General features: G+C 68.1%; 18 protein-coding genes and 1 pseudogene. 7 read left to right on the top strand and 12 right to left on the bottom strand.

Features of this window, described 5'->3' with window-relative positions; genetic code table 11:
• Window positions 1-285: 285 nt before the first annotated feature.
• Both NI2_RS22525 and NI2_RS22520 read left to right on the top strand, forming a co-directional pair.
• Window positions 286-702, top strand: coding sequence for a hypothetical protein (locus NI2_RS22525; protein WP_067493736.1), 417 nt, complete (start codon window positions 286-288; stop codon window positions 700-702).
• A gap of 16 nt (window positions 703-718) precedes the next feature.
• On the top strand, window positions 719-1,678 hold the full coding sequence (locus NI2_RS22520; protein WP_067493734.1) for an MvdC/MvdD family ATP grasp protein: 960 nt from the start codon (window positions 719-721) through the stop codon (window positions 1,676-1,678).
• On the opposite strand, the gene NI2_RS22515 is transcribed toward NI2_RS22520, so the two are convergent.
• Both NI2_RS22515 and NI2_RS22510 read right to left on the bottom strand, forming a co-directional pair.
• On the bottom strand, window positions 1,679-1,948 hold the full coding sequence (locus tag NI2_RS22515) for a helix-turn-helix domain-containing protein (RefSeq protein ID WP_084456389.1): 270 nt from the start codon (window positions 1,946-1,948) through the stop codon (window positions 1,679-1,681).
• A gap of 141 nt (window positions 1,949-2,089) precedes the next feature.
• Window positions 2,090-3,721 (bottom strand): ABC-F family ATP-binding cassette domain-containing protein, encoded by a 1,632-nt coding sequence (locus NI2_RS22510; protein ID WP_067493732.1) that lies wholly within the window; start codon window positions 3,719-3,721, stop codon window positions 2,090-2,092.
• Window positions 3,722-3,870: 149 nt separating this feature from the next.
• On the opposite strand from NI2_RS22510, the gene NI2_RS22505 reads away from it, so the two are divergent.
• Window positions 3,871-4,635, top strand: a complete 765-nt coding sequence (locus NI2_RS22505; protein WP_067493730.1) for an SDR family oxidoreductase — start codon at window positions 3,871-3,873, stop codon at window positions 4,633-4,635.
• 41 nt (window positions 4,636-4,676) lie between these two features.
• On the opposite strand, the gene NI2_RS22500 is transcribed toward NI2_RS22505, so the two are convergent.
• The gene (locus NI2_RS22500) at window positions 4,677-7,034 is read right to left on the bottom strand and encodes an MMPL family transporter (RefSeq protein WP_084476617.1); all 2,358 of its coding nucleotides are present in this window, start codon (window positions 7,032-7,034) and stop codon (window positions 4,677-4,679) included.
• 183 nt (window positions 7,035-7,217) lie between these two features.
• Window positions 7,218-8,288 carry a lycopene cyclase family protein gene (locus tag NI2_RS22495; RefSeq protein WP_067493728.1) on the bottom strand — a complete coding sequence of 357 codons (1,071 nt, stop codon included), beginning with the start codon at window positions 8,286-8,288 and terminating at the stop codon, window positions 7,218-7,220.
• 104 nt (window positions 8,289-8,392) lie between these two features.
• On the opposite strand from NI2_RS22495, the gene ku reads away from it, so the two are divergent.
• Together ku and NI2_RS22485 are read left to right on the top strand one after the other, a co-directional pair.
• On the top strand, window positions 8,393-9,301 hold the full coding sequence (gene ku / locus NI2_RS22490) for a non-homologous end joining protein Ku (protein ID WP_067493726.1): 909 nt from the start codon (window positions 8,393-8,395) through the stop codon (window positions 9,299-9,301).
• A 14-nt stretch (window positions 9,302-9,315) separates the two neighbouring features.
• Entirely contained in the window at window positions 9,316-9,849 is a 534-nt protein-coding gene (locus NI2_RS22485) for a GNAT family N-acetyltransferase (RefSeq protein WP_067493724.1), read from the top strand.
• A gap of 46 nt (window positions 9,850-9,895) precedes the next feature.
• On the opposite strand, the gene NI2_RS22480 is transcribed toward NI2_RS22485, so the two are convergent.
• Window positions 9,896-10,396 (bottom strand): DUF4189 domain-containing protein, encoded by a 501-nt coding sequence (locus NI2_RS22480; protein ID WP_243749676.1) that lies wholly within the window; start codon window positions 10,394-10,396, stop codon window positions 9,896-9,898.
• A gap of 96 nt (window positions 10,397-10,492) precedes the next feature.
• On the bottom strand, window positions 10,493-11,038 hold the full coding sequence (ybiA, locus tag NI2_RS22475; protein WP_243749677.1) for a riboflavin biosynthesis intermediates N-glycosidase: 546 nt from the start codon (window positions 11,036-11,038) through the stop codon (window positions 10,493-10,495).
• Window positions 11,039-11,219: 181 nt separating this feature from the next.
• Here ybiA and NI2_RS33220 point away from each other — a divergent pair.
• Window positions 11,220-11,847, top strand: a pseudogene (locus NI2_RS33220) (methionine ABC transporter ATP-binding protein); the annotation flags it as partial.
• Between the two features lie 94 nt (window positions 11,848-11,941).
• On the opposite strand, the gene NI2_RS22460 reads toward NI2_RS33220, so the two are convergent.
• Window positions 11,942-13,216, bottom strand: coding sequence for a PucR family transcriptional regulator (locus tag NI2_RS22460; protein WP_084476634.1), 1,275 nt, complete (start codon window positions 13,214-13,216; stop codon window positions 11,942-11,944).
• A 147-nt stretch (window positions 13,217-13,363) separates the two neighbouring features.
• Here NI2_RS22460 and NI2_RS22455 point away from each other — a divergent pair, with 147 nt between their 5' ends.
• Window positions 13,364-13,996, top strand: coding sequence for a TetR/AcrR family transcriptional regulator (locus NI2_RS22455; protein WP_067493714.1), 633 nt, complete (start codon window positions 13,364-13,366; stop codon window positions 13,994-13,996).
• A 52-nt stretch (window positions 13,997-14,048) separates the two neighbouring features.
• Here NI2_RS22455 and NI2_RS22450 read toward each other — a convergent pair whose 3' ends face one another.
• From NI2_RS22450 to sufU, 5 genes are all read right to left on the bottom strand, one after another.
• On the bottom strand, window positions 14,049-14,477 hold the full coding sequence (locus NI2_RS22450) for a DUF4189 domain-containing protein (RefSeq protein WP_067493712.1): 429 nt from the start codon (window positions 14,475-14,477) through the stop codon (window positions 14,049-14,051).
• Between the two features lie 148 nt (window positions 14,478-14,625).
• Window positions 14,626-15,054, bottom strand: a complete 429-nt coding sequence (locus NI2_RS22445) for a DUF4189 domain-containing protein (RefSeq protein WP_067493710.1) — start codon at window positions 15,052-15,054, stop codon at window positions 14,626-14,628.
• A gap of 180 nt (window positions 15,055-15,234) precedes the next feature.
• Entirely contained in the window at window positions 15,235-15,669 is a 435-nt protein-coding gene (locus NI2_RS22440; protein WP_067493708.1) for a DUF4189 domain-containing protein, read from the bottom strand.
• Window positions 15,670-15,839: 170 nt separating this feature from the next.
• Window positions 15,840-16,232: a metal-sulfur cluster assembly factor gene (locus NI2_RS22435; RefSeq protein ID WP_067493905.1), complete on the bottom strand. Its 393-nt coding sequence runs from the start codon at window positions 16,230-16,232 to the stop codon at window positions 15,840-15,842.
• Complete coding sequence (gene sufU, locus NI2_RS22430) at window positions 16,232-16,708, bottom strand: Fe-S cluster assembly sulfur transfer protein SufU (RefSeq protein WP_067493706.1); 477 nt, start codon at window positions 16,706-16,708, stop codon at window positions 16,232-16,234. The genes NI2_RS22435 and sufU overlap by 1 nt, the downstream gene beginning before the upstream one ends.
• Window positions 16,709-16,711 lie beyond the last annotated feature (3 nt).

Raw genomic sequence — 16,711 nt, 5'->3', positions numbered from 1 at the left:
ATAGCAGGCGGCGCGGCAGGTATCGGTCGGCAACTTCGCCGGGGTGCCTGTCGCGCCGTTGTTGTTTTCGTTTGCTGATCGATTGCCCGTGTCGGATACCTGCGCGCACTGCGGTTGCCCGAAATTCTCGTCCTGCTAGGCGATCACGCGCCGCTCGGCGGTTTGCCCGGCGCTCCGTAAATCTCGCGAACACCCTCGGTGAAAGGTTCGCTCACGTTATGATCCGAAGCGCCTAGAGGGGTTCTGGCAAATCGCGAGCAGACGAGAAGATCGGAGTGAGTCCCCATGACCGACGCCATCCACCTCCCCGCTACCGCGCCGTCCCGAAGCCGGGGCCCCGCCTTGCGCGGACAGCTGGTGGCCGAGTCCGAGCGCGATGTCTCGGTCCGCGTCGACGGCGGGACCTGGACCTTCGATCGTCGCGATATCCTGCGGCTCACCGAGGAGCGCGCGGCGGAGGGGCGGCAGGTGCAGGTCGACATCCGGCCCGGCGCCACCGCGGATTTCACCCGCCGGATGCGCGTGGAACTCGTCGAACGACCCATCACGCTGGCCCCGGCACCGTCGGAGGCCCTCGGCGACGAGCAGCTCGCCGAAGCCACCCGCAGCTGGGCGGCGAAACTGCGGATCGCCGAGCGTGGCGGCACCTCCGGGGCGACGTTCACCTTCCACGACGGCATCAACTGCGACAGTCTCGACTGAAACGGCCGACACAGTCATGGAACGCGCGACCGACGCGGTGCTCATCGTCTCCGAAACCGACGACCTGCACGCCGACGCACTGGCCGTCACGTTGCGCGAGCACCACCGCATCGATCCCATCCGGCTCGACCTGCGCGACTTCCCTTCCGAGACAGGCAGTTTCCGTCTCGACAAGGCCGGAACCAATCGGGCGTTGTCGCATGTGCACGGCCTGGACGACGTACGCGCGGTGTGGTGGCGCAGGCCGCACCCGTGCCGCGTCCCGCACGGCGTGCGCGCCGCCGACGACGAATTCCGCCAAGCCGAATGCGACGGTTTCCTGCAGGGAATGCTGTGGTCGATCCCGGCCTACTGGGTGAACGACCCGGCCGCCGAACGCACCGCGAGCCGCAAGATCGTGCAGCTCGAAACGGCACACCGGGCCGGTTTCGCCGTCCCGGAAACGCTCGTCACCAACGACCCGGACGAAGCCCGCAGTTTCGTCGAATCCCGGTCGGTGCCCGTGGTTTACAAACGCACCGGCACGAGCCGTGGCGAGTTCTCCGAGACACGCATCATCACCCGGCCCGAGCTGGGCCGGCTCACATCGATCCGTTCGACGCCGACGACCTTCCAGGATTATGTGGACGCCACCTGCGATCTGCGGGTGGTGTGGGTCGACGGCGTCGAATGGGCGGTGCGCATCGATTCACAGGCGGGTGTCGGCCGGGTCGATTCGCGGCTCGACACCTCGGTGGCGTTCGCCCCCGACCGGCTGCCCGCTTCGGTGAGCAAGTCGCTGGCCACCCTGATGGGCGCGCTCGGCCTGAGTTTCGGCGTGGTCGACCTGCGCTTGGGCGTCGACGGCGAGTACTACTTCCTCGAGGTGAATCCGCAGGGCCAGTTCGCCTACCTGGAGATCAAGACGGGACTGCCCCTGTTCACCAGCCTGGCGAATCTGCTGGTGCAGGGTGACGGGGCGGTACCCGGCTGGTGATCAATCGGCAGGATTCTTGCGGCGGTTGGCACCGCCGCGGCCGCGCAGCTCGACATGCGATTCGACCAGCACATTGTGAATGAAGCCGTACGAGCGGCCGGTCGCCCTGGCCAGGGAGCGGATGCTGGCACCCGCCTCGTACTGCTTCTTCAGCTGGGACTGCAGCCTGTCACGGGACTTGCCCGTGACCCGGGTGCCCTTCCCCAGCGCGGTCTTACCTGTCGATGTTGCCTTGGCCGATCGAGCGGCCTGTCTCGCACTGTCGCTCATGGCTTCCTCCGAGTCGCCGAGCAGCTCATTCCAGGCTAGACACTCCGCACCCGGTGATCAACGGAAAACAGTGACGAACCTCACGAAAACCCCGCGAGTTCCCTCGCGACACACCGATCTCCTGGCCGAAGGCCGCTCAACTCAGGCGAGATCGATGAGTTCGGCGTACTCGGCCGACCAGTGGTCCTCGGTGCCGTCGGGCAGCAGGATCACCCGTTCCGGGTTCAGCGCCTCGGCCGCGCCCGGGTCGTGGGTCACCAGCACCACCGCGCCCGCGTAGGTGCGCAGCGCGTCGAGGACCTGTTCGCGCGAGACCGGGTCGAGGTTGTTGGTCGGCTCGTCGAGCAGCAGCACATTGGCCGCCGAGGAGACGAGACCGGCCAGCGCGAGACGGGTCTTCTCACCACCGGACAGGGTGCCCGCCGGCTGCTCGAGCTGCGGGCCGCTGAACATGAAGGCGCCGAGCAGACTTCGCAGTTCCTGTTCGCCCGCGTCCGGGGAGGCGTGGCGGATGTTCTCCCACACCGTCGCCTGGTCGTCGAGGGTGTCGTGTTCCTGGGCGAAGTAGCCGACCTTGAGACCACGGCCCTGTTCGACTCCACCGGCGGTCGGTGTCTCCACCCCGGCGAGCAGTTTCAGCATGGTCGTCTTACCGGCACCGTTGAGGCCGAGCACCACGACGCGAGATCCCTTGTCCACGGCGAAGTTCACGCCGGTGAAGATCTCGAGCGAACCGTAGAGCTTGGTCAGGTCCTTGACCATGAGCGGAGTCTTGCTGCACGGCGCGGGTTCGGGGAACCGGATGCGGGCCACCTTGTCGGCCACGCGCACGTCGTCGAGTTCGGAGATCAACCGTTCGGCGCGTCGCACCATCTGGTGTGCCGCAGCGGCTTTGGTGGCCTTGGCGCCGAGCTTGGCGGCCTGCTGACGCAGCGCGCTCGCCTTCTTCTCCGCGTTGGCGCGCTCGCGGACGCGGCGCTGCTCATCGGTGGCGCGGGCGTCGAGGTACTTCTTCCAGCCCATGTTGTACACGTCGGGCTCACCGCGCACGGCGTCGAGGAACCACACCTTGTTCACCACGGCGTCGAGCAGGTCCACGTCGTGGCTGATGACGATGAGGCCGCCGTCGTGGTTCTGCAGGAACCCGCGCAGCCAGGTGATGGAGTCGGCGTCGAGGTGGTTGGTCGGCTCGTCGAGCAGCAGGATGCGGTCGGAGCGGCCGCCGCTGCCGTCGGAGGCGGAGAACAGGATGCGGGCCAGCTCGATGCGGCGGCGCTGACCACCGGACAGGGTGCGCAGCTGCTGGTCGAGGATCCGGTCGGGCAGGCCGAGGCTGTTGCAGATGCGCGCGGCCTCGCTCTCGGCGACGTAGCCGCCGAGGGAGGAGAACTGGTCTTCCAGGCGCCCGTACTTGCGGATGGCCTTCTCGCGTTCGGCGTCGTCGGCGACCTCGGCCATGCGCAGCTGCTGCTTTTCCATGTCGCGGATCAGCGCGTCGAGACCGCGGGCCGACAGCACCCGGTCGCGGGCGATCACGTCGAGATCGCCCTCCTTGGGATCCTGCGGCAGATAACCGATCTCGCTGGAGCGCGTGATCTTCCCGGCGTAGGGCTCGCCCTCACCCGCGAGGATGCGCAGGGTGGTGGTCTTGCCCGCGCCATTGCGCCCGACCAGTCCGATCCGGTCGCCGGACTGCACCCGCAGCGCCGGCCCGGGGGCCGAGAGCAGGGTGCGGACTCCGGCCCGGACCTCCAGGTCGGTCGCCGTGATCACAGAGCTTCTCCTCGATGTCGAAAGCAGATGGTCGCCGAACCGTCTCCATGGTGCACCGACGGTTCCGGCAAGAACTACTTATTTTACCGCCCCGCCGCCGGCGCCTCGAACCTGGCGCCGACGGATGTGAGCGTGGTTACTCTCGTCGCATGACTACCGATCTAGTTGGCCGTACCGCTCTCGTCACCGGCGCCAGCCGGGGCATCGGCTTGGCGACGGCCGCCGAACTGCTGCGTGCGGGCGCGAATGTGCTGATCACCGCTCGCAAACCCGAACCGCTGGAAGCCGCCGCGCAGGAGTTGCGCGCCCTCGGGCACAAGGGTCAAGTGAGCACCGTCGCGGGCAACTCCGGTGATGCCGACGCACGGGCCGAGGCCGTGTCCCGGGCGGTCACCGAGTTCGGTTCGCTCGACATCCTGATCAACAACACCGGGATCAACCCGGTGTTCGGTGCGCTGATGGACGCCGATCTCGGTGCGGTGAGCAAGATCTTCGACGTGAACGTCGTGGCCGCGCTCGGCTATGTCCAGCAGGCCTACAAGGCGTGGATGGCTGAGCACGGCGGTGCGGTGGTGAACGTGGCGAGCGTGGCCGGTATCCGCTCCTCGGGGGTGATCTCGGCCTACGGCGCCTCCAAGGCGGCGCTGATCCGGCTCACCGAGGAGCTGGCGTGGCAGCTCGGCCCGAACATCCGGGTGAACGCGGTCGCTCCCGGTGTGGTGAAGACCAAGTTCGCCGACGCCCTGTTCTCCGCCGACGAGGAACGGGCGGCGAGCGTGTACCCGATGAAGCGCCTGGGCTCCCCAGAGGACGTGGCGCGCCTGATCACCTTCCTGGTGTCGGACGAGGCGTCCTGGATCACCGGCGACTGTGTCCGCGTCGACGGCGGGTTGCTGGCCACCGGCGGAATCTGAGACGGGAACGGGGCGGCCGTTGCCCGGCCGCCCCGTTCGGCTCATTCCTCGCGGGCGCCCGCCAGCGCCTCGCCACCCTTGGCAGCGGCACGCTCGGCGTCGGCGCGCGCGAGCGGGTCGTCACCCTTGGCAGCGGCGCGCTCGGCCTCGGCGCGGGCGAGCGGGTCGATCACCTCGACGGTCGGCTTTCCGGTGACGCCGAGCGGATCACGCACCGGTACCGGGTGATTCGCGCGCGAGCCACCCTCGTCGAGACCCCACCGGTCGTGCAGCCTGCGCAGGAAATCCGGTGCGTACCAGTTGGCCTCGCCGAGCACCTTCATCGCGGCGGGCAGCAGGAACCCGCGAACCAGGGTGGCGTCCACGATCACCGCCAGCGGCAAGCCGATGCCGAACGCCTTCATGAACGTGATGTCGGAGGCCAGGAAACCGAGGAACACCAGCGAGATCAGGATGGCGGCCGCGGTGACGATGCGCCCGATCCGTTCCAGACCGAGCGCGACGGCCGCCTCGTTCTTGCCGGTGCGGTCGTATTCCTCGCGGATGCGCGAGAGCAGGAACACCTGGTAGTCCATCGCCAGGCCGAACGCGGCGGCGAACAGCATCACCGGAACGGTGGCCGAGAGGTCACCGGTGACGGTGAAGCCGAGGACCCCCGACAGATGCCCGTCCTGGAAGATCCAGACCAGCGCACCGAAGGTCGCGGTGAGGCTGAGCGCGCTGAGGATCACCGCGAGCACCGGGAGCACCACGCTGCCGGTGAGCAGGAACAGCACGATCAGCATCAGGATCACCACGAAGGCGAGGGCCCACGGCAGGGCGTCTTCGATGGCGTTCACCGAGTCGACATTGGCCGCCGCGACCCCGCCGATCAGGATCTCGCTCGGAACCTCCTGGGCGCGAAGCTGTTCCACCAGGGTGCCGAGTTCGTGGCTGTCACCCGTGGACGGGACGATCGACAGGTAGGCGGCCCGCTCGGCCCGGAAGCGGGCGTTGAGCGCGGTCGGTTCGGCCAGCCGCCCGCCCTGGGCGTAGCTGCCGGTCGCGGTGTCGACGCGGCGCACATTGTCCAGGTCCGACATCGTGCGCGCGATGGCGTCCAATCCCTCGGCGCTGTAGGCACTGTCGGGCAGGACCGCGACCAGGGTGTCCTGGTCGCTGTCGCCGAAGTCGCGCTGCACGATCTCGGCGACCTGCCGCGAGTTCATCGACGGAGGCAGCACCCGTTCGTCCGGGAAGCCGAGTTTCACCCCGAGGAACGGGGTGCCCAGCAGCAACAGCACCGCGGCGACGGCGAGCCCGATCGGGATCGGTTTGCCCATGACGGCGGTGGCCAGTTTGTGCCAGGCGCCCTCGCCCGGTGCGGGCCGTGGCGCACGCAGGAACCACCAACCGAGCTGACCACGGTCGATATTGGTGCCGAGCAGCAGCAGGATCGCGGGCAGCACGGTCAGCGAGACCAGGGCGGCCAGGCCCGCGACGATCACGCCCGCGTACCCCATCGACCGGATGGCCAGCAGCGGGAAGAACACCAGACCGGCCAGCGCCACCGCGACGGTGAGCGCCGAGAACGCGACGGTGCGGCCCGCCGTGCGCAGGGTGGCGCGCACGGCGTCGGCCGGGGCGCGGCCCTCGGTGAGCTCGTCGCGGTAGCGGTTGACGATCAGCAGGCTGTAGTCGATGGCCAGGCCGAGCCCGAGCAGGGTCGCCACATTGGTGGCGGTGACCGCGAGCGGGGTGAACACCGCGAGCAACCACAGCGTGCCCATCGTCATCAGCACGGTGACCACGGCGACCAGCAGCGGCAGGCTCGCCGCGACCAGCCCACCGAACACGAACAGCAGCGCCAGCAGCGTGAGCGGGAACGCGATGGCCTCGCCCTTGACGATGTCGGTCTTGCTCTGTTCGACGGTCTCGTGCATGAGCATCGCGAAACCGCCCACGCGGACCCGCAGTTCGCCCTGGGTGCCCGCGAGATCGGCGGCGACGGCGGCGACCCGTTCGTCGATCTCGCGTTCGCTGCCGAGGACCGTGGCCACGATCAGGCCCTGTTTGTTGTCGAGGCTGCGCAGCGCGGGCTGGTGGGTCGTCCAGTAGGACAACACGTCGGTGATACCGGCGCGTTCCTGCAGGTTGGCGACGAGCGCTGTCGCGGCGGCGGTGGACTCGGGGTCGTCGACCGAGTCCTCGGTTTCCACCAGCAGCACCAGATTCGGTGGGCCCTGGCCGAATTCGTCGCGCAGCACGTCGAGCGCCCGGCTGGACTCGCTGCCGCTGTCGGTGTAGCCGCCGCCCTCCACCCGGTCGAACAGCGTCGCGCCGAGTGCTCCGAGCACCAGCGCGAGCACCGCGAAAACACCGAGCACCCAGCGGCCGCGCCGCTTGGTGAATTCGAACACCGGTATACCCCTGTCTCGTCGAGCAACACTGCGGCACGCATCTCGACGTGCGGTATTCGGTGTCACCCGGTCGGCCCGCCTCGTCGGCCCGATCCTGCTGGCGGGTCGGCGCGTTCGCCCGGCGATGTTAGCAACCCCGCGACGTTCGCGCCGTCGCTCCGATATCCCCGTTACCGCTGTCGCTCAACCGAGTCCGAGCGAGGAGCTCGCCAGGGTGCGCCGCACCCGAGGCGGAAGGCCTGCGAACAGGGTGGCCATCGCGGCGAGGGTGCCGGTCAGGTCGTCGTGGCCGGACAGGTACGAGCGCTGCTCGGCCGCTGGGAGATCGAAGAACGCCTCGAAGAAGACCGGTACGTCGCGGGGTGGAAGGGCCAGCAGCGACCGTAGCCCGGCCCGGCGCAGGGCCGCGACGGCGCGTGCGCGTGCGGTCCACAAACGGTTGCCCTCGACGACGGTGTCGGCGGCGGCGAGTGAGGCGGCGACGCTGTATCCGGTGGCGGGGTGGACCAGGCCGCCCGCGGCTCCGAACCGGCCGCCGCCGGGCTTGCCGCCTTCCACCGGGAACCGCACCCGCTCAACCGATTCCGTGCCGTCGAGTTCGATGCCGCGTTGCCGGAGCCGGTGTTCCAGTCGGGTGCGCAGCAGCTCGGGTGTCAGTGCCGGGCGCCCGGCAAGGCATGTCTCCTCGAACAGCATCCGGCCCTTCGCCACCGGCACCGTGTAGAGAAACGACCGGGGTTCGTCGGGTCCGGCGCCGTTGTCGAGCCGCCAGTCCATGAACACGCAGGGCTCGTCCGCTTCGACGACCACCCCGTAGGCGGTCTGCTCGGCCAGCTCCGGCGCGCGCCCGACTCCCCGCGCGTCGATCACCCGGCCGTGGAAGACTTGCCCTCCCGCCGTCCGTACCGAGCCCGCTCGCGCGTCCGCCTGGGTGACCCGGTCCGCGATCACCCGCACCCCGTCCACCGCCAGGGCGTTCTGCAACCGCGGCGTATCGAACACCCGGTACTCCCGCCCGATCCGGTGCTTTCCCATGGCCCACACCGTCGGTTCCACTCCGTCCCCGGCGAAAACCTCGTCCCCCACCCACTCCGGAACCTCGTCCACCCACGCCGCGTACGTCGCCGTCCACGTCCGCTCCGGACGGGGATCGATCGCCACCACCGACAAACCCCGCACGGCCGCCCGGTGGGCCACGGCCCTGCCCGCGGGCCCCAACCCACAAACGATCAACTCAGCGCACACGCCCACAATTTGACCAGACCCGTCATGGAATCAAGCGCTCGCGCATTACGACGGGGCACCGGTTGTGCATCGCCCGCTCGCCCCGGGAGCACGAATCGATCATGATGGGGTCTATGAGGTCGATCTGGAAGGGCTCGATCGCTTTCGGGCTGGTCAACGTCCCGGTCAAGGTCTATACCGCGACCGAGGACCATGACATCCGGTTTCATCAGGTCCACGCCAAGGACGGGGGCCGGATCAAATACGACCGGGTCTGCCAGGTGTGCGGCAAATCGGTGCAGTATTCCGATATCGACAAGGCGTATGTGTCACCCGACGGCGAGCAGGTAGTGCTCACCGACGAGGACTTCGCCAAATTGCCCGCGGCGGAGAAACACGAGATCCCGGTGCTGGAATTCGTGCCGTCGGATCAGATCGACCCCGTGCTGTTCGACAAGAGTTACTACCTGGAACCCGATTCGGCGACGCCGAAGGCGTATCAGCTGCTTGCCGCGACACTCGAACGGATCGACAAAACGGCACTCGTGCATTTCACGTTGCGGCAGAAGACCCGGTTGGCGGCGCTGCGCGTGCGTGAGGGCGTACTGGTGCTGCAGACATTGCTGTGGCCCGACGAGGTACGCGCGGTCGACTTCCCTTCGCTCGAGGACGCGCCGACTCCGCGCCCGCAGGAATTGAAGATGGCCGAAACGCTGGTCGAGTCGATGTCGGGTGATTTCGATCCTGGCGAATACACCGACGAATACCAGATCGAATTGCAGAAATTGCTGGACGAGGCGATCGCCAGCGGCACCGGCAAGGTCGAATCGACCGCCGCCGAACCGGCCGAGCAGCCCGATGCCGAGGTGGTCGATCTGGTGGCCGCCTTGCAGCGCAGCCTCGAGGCGAGCGGGCGGCGGGAAGGCGAGTCGGCCGCCCCGAAGAAGAAGCCGGCGAAGAAGGCCGCGGCCAAGAAAGCGGCACCGCGCAAGACGGCGAGCAAATCCACGGCGAGCAAGTCCACCGCCCGCAAGGGGGCCTAGGGCACACTGGCCCCATGGACCGAGCGATCGCTGTCGTACCGATGGGTCTGGGGCACCTGCGTCAGGTCCTCGACCTCGGACATCAGGTTTTCGACACGACGACCAAGCCGTATACGTCCTGGTCGCTGACGGCCGTCGCCGAGCATCTGGACAGCCCCGACAACGCCTGCTGGGTAGCCCTGGACTCCGATCGGGTGGTCGGCTTCGTGCTCGGTTCCATGGAGTTCGAGCACCGTGACGACTGGGCCTACCTCGAGTGGATCGCGGTGGCGCCGGATATGCAGGGGCACGGCATCGCCCGGCGATTGGTCGACGTTTGTTCGGAGGCGTTGTTCGCGCGAGGTGCCCAGCACATCGTCACCGACGTGGAGGAGCGCAACGGTGCCTCGGCGGCGCTGATGCGGCGCAGCGGCTTCGTGCCCGCCGCGACCGTCACCCTGCTGGTTCGCACCAATCCCGAGACGCCGGGCGACGACCCGCTGCCGCCGATCGCCAAACACGACCTCGTCCGGCGCGGCCGTCTGTCGCTCGACCACCCGCGACGATGAGAAGGGGCGCGAACCCTTCGGTTCGCGCCCCTTGTCGAGGAATGCGTCAGACGTTCGCCGTGCAGGCGGACAGGATGACCCGCGCGGGACGCGGCGACGCCGAGCCCAGGTCGGGGAACGGCGGGGCGCTCAGACCGAGCACATCCACCGCCGAACGCTCGGCGGCGGCCAGCGAGTAGTCCCACGACCAGCCGAACCGGTAGTCGGCGCCCTGGGCTACCGCACCGCAGGCATTGCGGAACGAGACGACCACCTGGCAGTCCCACACACCGCATTCCGCGAGCGCGGCGTGCTGGGCGTCGGCCCAGCTGCCGTAGTTCACCGCGGACGCGACCACGGCCTCGTCCGACGACAGCGCGAGCGCGCCGTAGAGGTCACCGGCGGCGGCCTGGAAACCGCCATCACGTGACACGGCGGTGTAGCCGGGCGCTTCGGCGATCGCCACACCGCTGGCACCGGCGGCGGCCGGACCCGCGGCGACCACCGTGAACGCGGCCACCGCGGATACGGCGGCCGCACCGAGGGCGTACTTGCCCACAACAGACATCAGAATTCTCCCCATCGAAAGTTCGGTCCCAGACCGGGACCACCCCCAATCATGAACGCCCACAGCCCCACCGAGAAATGCCTTTCCCGAATAGCTCTACCCAGCGAGTTCCTCGCGCGCCCGCATCAACGCGAACCCCAGCAGATTCAGCCCCCGCCATCGCGTGGGATCACCCGCCCGCTCGTCCTTCGCCGACAGCCCGATCCCCCACACCCGGTCCATCGGACTCGCCTCCACGAGCACCCGCCCCGCCGTGCCCGCCAGATACGACCGCAACCCCGCATCCGATCCGAACTTGGCCACACTGCCCGCCACGACGATGTCGAATCGCGCTTCCTCCCAGATACATTGGTCGAACCCGCGGACGAGCCTGCCCATCTTCTTCGCCTCGGCGGGATGGGCCACCTCGAGTACTTGCCCGGCCACCTCGGAATCGCCGAACAGCAGCGCCTTGCGCCACATCATGTAGTGCTCGGCGGTGGCGAACCGCTCCCCGTCGATCGAGAAGGGCGCTGGCCACCACTGGCTCAGGCAGCCCGAGCCGAGCGTCCCGTCCACGCGCGGCCGATGCCCCCAGAACAGCAGGTATTTCGGCACAGCTCCCTGCTCGACAGCCGCACACAATTCTTCGACCGATCGCACGGCCCACCCCATCTCTAGTTTTGGTCAAACGAACTATATAGGCTGTCCCAGTTTCGGGCCAAGGACTTTTCGTGGCGTCACCGAGCGCGTCAAGCAGGAGACCCGTACCTCGCAAGGCACCGCAAGTTAGACGGGCGTCTAACTATTGGTGAGGCTCTGGCTCGAGGCAATTCGAACAGTTGTGGAGAAGCCCACGTCGGGCACAGTCACGATCTCGGGCATCCCGATCACCGAGGTGCCGGAGTCGGCCGTGCGCACGCCGCGCCGCGATATCGGCATGGTGTTCCAGCAGTTCAATCTCTTCCGATCGCGCACGGCCGCGGGCAATGTGGAGTACCCGGTGAAGGTGGCGGGCTGGAAGCGCACCGAGCGCAAGGCGCGGGTGCCCGAACCGCTGGAATTCGTCGGCCTCACCGACAAAGCCCGTGCCTATCCCGATCAGCTCTCGGGCGGGCAGAAGCAGCGCTGGGAATCGCCAGGGCGCTGGCCACCTCCCCGTCGCTGCTGCTCGCCGACGAGGCAACCTCCGCGCTCGACCCGGAAACCACCGGTGAGGTGCTGCGGCTGTCGAAGAAGGTCGATCCGAACTCGGGGTGACCATCGTGGTGATCACCCACGAGATGGATGTGATCCGCGCGGTCGCCGACCGGGTCGCGGTGCTCGCCGAGGGCCGGATCGTCGAATTGGCGCCCACCTTCGATGTTTTCGCGGCGCCGCGGGCCGAGTCGACGCGCTCGTTCGTCGGCACCGTGCTGCACAACCGGCCCGACGGCCGCGAACTGGACCGGCCGCGGGAGTTGCACGGCGGCAATGATCATCATCGCCGGCGTCCAGGCCGTCCAGTTCCTCGGCAACTGGCCGGCCCGGAAGGTGTTGCGCCGCTGAATCACCCGGTGCCCGGAGTCAGGCCGAGCGCACGCCGCCGAGTCCCGGTGCGGGACAGACCTCGGCGTCCGCCCGGGCCCGGCGCGGGCCGCTGGTACCCACCGGGCCGCCGAGGCCGGTCGAGGCCACCTGCTCGGCGGGCACTCTCGGACCGGTGTGGAAGCTGCGGGCGATCATCGCCGACCGCAACTGCCACAGCCCCGAGGCCTGCGCCGGGTCGAGCCCGGTGAGCTGGGCGACGCGCCGCAGCCGGTAGTCGACGGTGTTGGTGTGGATGTGCAGCAGGCGGGCCGTGCGCTGCCGGTTCATGTTGTTGGCGATGTGCACGCGCAGCGTTTCGTACAGCTCGGGGTGCTTGTCCAGCGGGGCGAGCAGTTCACCGAGCCGGGCGCGGCCGGGACCGGGCCTGGTGAGCTGGTATTCCAGCGCCAGATCGCCGAAGCGGTACAGGCCGGGTTCGCAATCGAGCCGCTCCACCATGTCGAGCAATTCGTGGGCGCGCTGCGCCGCGTCGGGGATCTCGGCCGCGGGCGAAGTCACCAGCGCCGCGGTCACATCCACGCGGGCGGCCCGCGACAGGGCCTCGACGAGGCCGTCGAGCTGATCGTCGGCGAGCAGGTCGGCCGGAATGAGCAGCGTGCCACCGTCGACCGACAGCAGCGACAGCGCCTGCTCCCCGCAGCGGTGCGCCAGCGCGGCCTGCACCCGGCGCAGCTTGCGCCGCGCGACCACCGAGGAGTTCAGCCGGGCATCGTGCTCGTCGGGATGCTCCCCGATCGAAAGGGCGAGCACCGCATACGATTCGGCCACCGAGATCCCGCACTCGCGGGCCATCGTGATGGTCGGCTGCCCGGCGAGCAGGGCGGAGGTGAGCGTGTGCACGGCGGTGTGGTGCTCACCGGCGATCTCGCGGTGCTCGCGGATGTAGGCGCGAGTCACGGTGGTGCACAGGACATCCGAGATGGCGATCAGCCGGCGGAACTCGTCGGGCAGGCTCATCCCGGCGCAGGCCGCGTCGAAACCGATCCGGAAACCCTCGTGCAGCGCGTGCAGGATCGTGTCGATGGGCACGCCCTCGCGCGCCCACCCCGACGCCGCGACCGCGAGCCGGTGCAGCTTGGCCTCCTCGTCGCGCCCGTCGAGCAACCCGGCGCAGATCTCGAGGCACATCCTCGTCACCGAGGTCACCTCGCCGGAGATCGCGTCACCGGGCAACGTCCGGCAGGTCGCCACGTTGTTCACGAAATGGGTGACCAGCGTGGATGTCAGCCCCCTGTCCACTGGGATCGTCATCGTCGACTCCTCCTCGTTCACACCGTTCGGTGCTGCTTCCCCGGTACGTGTCCCAACGTGATGGCCGACACCGAGGCCTTCCTCGTGACATGACTGTAGGGTGAGTAACCGCTCACCTTCTACTCCTCTTTCCCGCGAGGTGCACCGATGCCCCCACAAGCCGATAAGCAGCGCAAACGTCCGAAACAGGATCGGGCACGGGAGACGCGGGCACGCATTCTGGAGGTATCCGCTCACCTTTTCGGCACCCGGGGCATCGGCAACACCTCGACCAACCGGATCGCCAGCGAGGCGGGCATCAGCATCGGCACGCTGTACCGGTATTTCAACGACCGCGACGAGATCGTGAAAGAGCTGACCGACAGTCTGTTTCTGCAGGTGGAGGACCGATACAGCAAGTTCCTCACCGTCGCCGCGGACAAGACACCGCGCGATTCGGTCGCCGAGGTGATCCGCACCGCCGTGCAGATTCTCGTTGCCAACGGGCCCCTGGTCCGGGCACTCGTCGCCGATCTGCACTTCTACGGCAGCGGTATCCCCGAATTCGAGCCGCGGCTGCGCATGATCATCAAGTTGTATCTGATCCACCTGCTCGGCCCGACCAAGACCATCGATATCGACACGATGGCGTTCGTGGTGCTCAACGCCGGTTTCGCCACGGCGCTGCGGTCGGTGGAAATGGAAGACGAGGGTCTGGACCGCGATGTGGTGATCGACCAGACCGCCGACATGATCGGCGCCTGGATCGCCTCGGCGCTCGAGGCCGAACCGGCCCGATAACGCGACGGGCCCGGATCCCACGAGAGGATCCGGGCCCGGTGTTCCGTATCGATCAGCGCGCGTTGGCGGTGCAGATCGCGTCGACGACGTGAGCGCCGCTCAGGTTGGCCGAACCGGTGTTGGCCAGCATGGCGGTCGGGGTCAGCTCGGTCAGGCTCTCGTAGGCCGTGCGCTCGGCATCGGCGCGGGTCGGGCCGGACGCCCACGCGAGGCCGTCGTTGCTCTGGACCAGAACGCCGCAGCCGTTGGCCCAGGTCATGACCTCGTTGCAGTCGGCCAGGTGGCAGTCGGCGATCGCCGCGGCGATGGCGGCCTCGGCGCTGCCCTCGTTCACGCTGATGCCGTAGATGGCCTCGTTGTCGCTCAACGCGACCGACGCCCACTGGTCACCCGCCGCGCTCGCCGAACCGGCACCGAGCACCGACCCGGCCGCAAGGCCGAGTGCCACAACGGCGAAGCCGGCCCTACTCATGAAACTCATTCGAATGTTCTCCTCTGGAAACTGTTCCGGAAGTCCGGAACCTTCCAGATCATCATCGAAAGATCGGTGATAGCCAACTCGAGGGGGAAAGGCACCGACGCAAAAGGGCCCGGATCCGCTCGAGATCCGGGCCCGATTGCTATCGCGTTCAGCTCGCGTTGGTGGTGCACACCGTTTCGATCACGGTGCCCCCTGCCATCTGCGACGAGCCGAGGTTGACGAGCAGGTTCTGCGGGGTGCCCTCGGTGAGCGCGAGGTAGGCCTCCCGCTCGGCCTCGGCGCGGTTCGAGCCCTTGCCCCAGGCGATGTACTGCTCGTTCTCCACCAGGGCCAGGCAGCCGTTCACCCAGGACACCTCGATGGCGCAGCCGTCCGCGCCGCACTGATCCAGTGCGGCGGCCTCGGCCTCGGCGCGGGTGGGGTAGTCGACCGAACGGCCGTAGTTCGACCAGTCGGCGTCCACGGCCATGGCGCCCCACTGGTCACCCGCCGCACTCGCCGAACCGGCACCGAACACCGACCCGGCCGCAAGGCCGAGTGCCACAACGGCGAAGCCGGCCTTACTCATGAAACTCATTCGAATGTTCTCCTCTGGAAGCAGTTCCGGAAGTCCGGAACTTTCCAGATCATCATGCAATTCGCGTGAAAGGCCAACCGAAACGCGAAATCTCACATCACCGGCTTCGGTGTATCACCGACGGAGAAAACGAGGGGCCCGGATCACGAGAGAGGATCCGGGCCCGCGTCGTACGGTCGATCAGCGCGCGTTGGCGGTGCAGACCACGCGGGCGACCTTGGCGCCACTCAGGTCCGAGGACCCGAAGTTCGCGAGCTGCGCGGTCGGGGTGAGCTCGGAGAGCCGCTCGAACGCCGCGCGCGTCGCCTCGGCCGCGGTGCGCCCGGAGGCGGCCGCGACGCCGTCGTCGCTGACGACCAGCGTGCCGCAGCCGTTCGCCCACGAGATCATGACCCTGCAGTCGGCGGCGCCGTTGGTGCCGCAGCTCGCGATCGCCTGCTCGCGCGCCTCTTGCTCACTCGGCCAGCTGCTGCTCGACCCGTAGGTCCAATCGGTCGTACTGAAAGCGATCGCGCCGAACATGCTCTGCGCGTTCGCGGCACCGGCGCCGAACACCGACCCGGCCACAAGACCGAGCGCCGCGACGGCGAAGCCGGCCTTACCCATGAAACTCATTCGAAAGTTCTCCTCTGACAAACAGTTCCGCGATCGCGGAACCGACAAGTGGACCATTTGGGACCACCGGCCGCCAATCGGAGTGACGCACTTCACGTTTGAACGCAGATGCGAAAACGCCGCAGGCCCGGCACCCACGCGGGGTCCGGGCCTGCGGCGAAAAGTGTTGTCTAGACCGTGAAGCCGAGGGCGCGCAGCTGTTCGCGGCCGTCGTCGGTGATCTTGTCCGGACCCCACGGGGGCATCCAGACCCAGTTGATCTTCAGGTCCTCGACCAGGCCGCTGCGCACCAGGGCGTTGCGGGACTGGTCCTCGATGACGTCGGTCAGCGGGCAGGCCGCCGAGGTGAGCGTCATGTCGAGGGTGCAGATGTTGGCGTCGTCGACGGACATGCCGTACACGAGGCCGAGGTCGACGACATTGATCCCGAGTTCGGGGTCGACCACATCGCGCATGGCCTCTTCCAGATCGGCGATGTGCTGGATCTGCTCGGGCGTCAACTCCGCTTCGGGAGTGGGCGCGGCAGTTTCGGTCGTGGCTTCGTCAGCCTTGGTCTCACTCATCACGCATCCCCATTTCCCATGGCAGGCTTCACATCTTCGGCCGAGGCGATCTGCACGACAGCGTCCTTGAACGCCATCCACCCCAGCAGGGCGCACTTCACGCGCGCGGGGTACTTGGCGACACCGGCGAGCGCGATACCGTCGCCGATCATGTCCTCGTCGCCCTCGACGGTGCCGCGGCTCGAGATCATCTCGCTGTAGGAGTCGACCACCTTCAGCGCCTGCTGCACCGGCAGTCCGATCACCTGATCGGTGAGGATCGAGGTGGCGGCCTGGCTGATCGAGCAGCCCTGACCGTCGTAGGAGACATCGGCGACCTCGCCCGCGTCGTCGATGTGCACGCGCAGGGTCACCTCGTCACCGCAGGTCGGGTTCACGTGGTGCACCTGGGCACCGAACGGTTCCCGCAGCCCGCGGTGGTGCGGGTGCTTGTAGTGGTCCAGGATCACTTCCTGGTACATCTGCTCCATGCGCATGTT

Source organism: Nocardia ignorata NBRC 108230, from assembly GCF_001612905.1.
Taxonomy (GTDB): domain Bacteria; phylum Actinomycetota; class Actinomycetes; order Mycobacteriales; family Mycobacteriaceae; genus Nocardia; species Nocardia ignorata.
The sequence above is the reverse complement of the archived record's forward strand: the minus strand, read 5'-3'. Positions and strand labels throughout refer to the sequence as shown.

Coding starts and splice junctions, on each gene's coding strand:
- NI2_RS22525 (WP_067493736.1), top strand. CDS start 286: ATGACCGACGCCATCCACCTCCCCGCTACCGCGCCGTCCCGAAGCCGG.
- NI2_RS22520 (WP_067493734.1), top strand. CDS start 719: ATGGAACGCGCGACCGACGCGGTGCTCATCGTCTCCGAAACCGACGAC.
- NI2_RS22515 (WP_084456389.1), bottom strand. CDS start 1,948: ATGAGCGACAGTGCGAGACAGGCCGCTCGATCGGCCAAGGCAACATCG.
- NI2_RS22505 (WP_067493730.1), top strand. CDS start 3,871: ATGACTACCGATCTAGTTGGCCGTACCGCTCTCGTCACCGGCGCCAGC.
- ku (WP_067493726.1), top strand. CDS start 8,393: ATGAGGTCGATCTGGAAGGGCTCGATCGCTTTCGGGCTGGTCAACGTC.
- NI2_RS22485 (WP_067493724.1), top strand. CDS start 9,316: ATGGACCGAGCGATCGCTGTCGTACCGATGGGTCTGGGGCACCTGCGT.
- NI2_RS22480 (WP_243749676.1), bottom strand. CDS start 10,396: ATGTCTGTTGTGGGCAAGTACGCCCTCGGTGCGGCCGCCGTATCCGCG.
- NI2_RS22460 (WP_084476634.1), bottom strand. CDS start 13,216: ATGACGATCCCAGTGGACAGGGGGCTGACATCCACGCTGGTCACCCAT.
- NI2_RS22455 (WP_067493714.1), top strand. CDS start 13,364: ATGCCCCCACAAGCCGATAAGCAGCGCAAACGTCCGAAACAGGATCGG.
- NI2_RS22450 (WP_067493712.1), bottom strand. CDS start 14,477: ATGAGTTTCATGAGTAGGGCCGGCTTCGCCGTTGTGGCACTCGGCCTT.
- NI2_RS22445 (WP_067493710.1), bottom strand. CDS start 15,054: ATGAGTTTCATGAGTAAGGCCGGCTTCGCCGTTGTGGCACTCGGCCTT.
- NI2_RS22440 (WP_067493708.1), bottom strand. CDS start 15,669: ATGAGTTTCATGGGTAAGGCCGGCTTCGCCGTCGCGGCGCTCGGTCTT.
- NI2_RS22435 (WP_067493905.1), bottom strand. CDS start 16,232: ATGAGTGAGACCAAGGCTGACGAAGCCACGACCGAAACTGCCGCGCCC.
- sufU (WP_067493706.1), bottom strand. CDS start 16,708: ATGCGCATGGAGCAGATGTACCAGGAAGTGATCCTGGACCACTACAAG.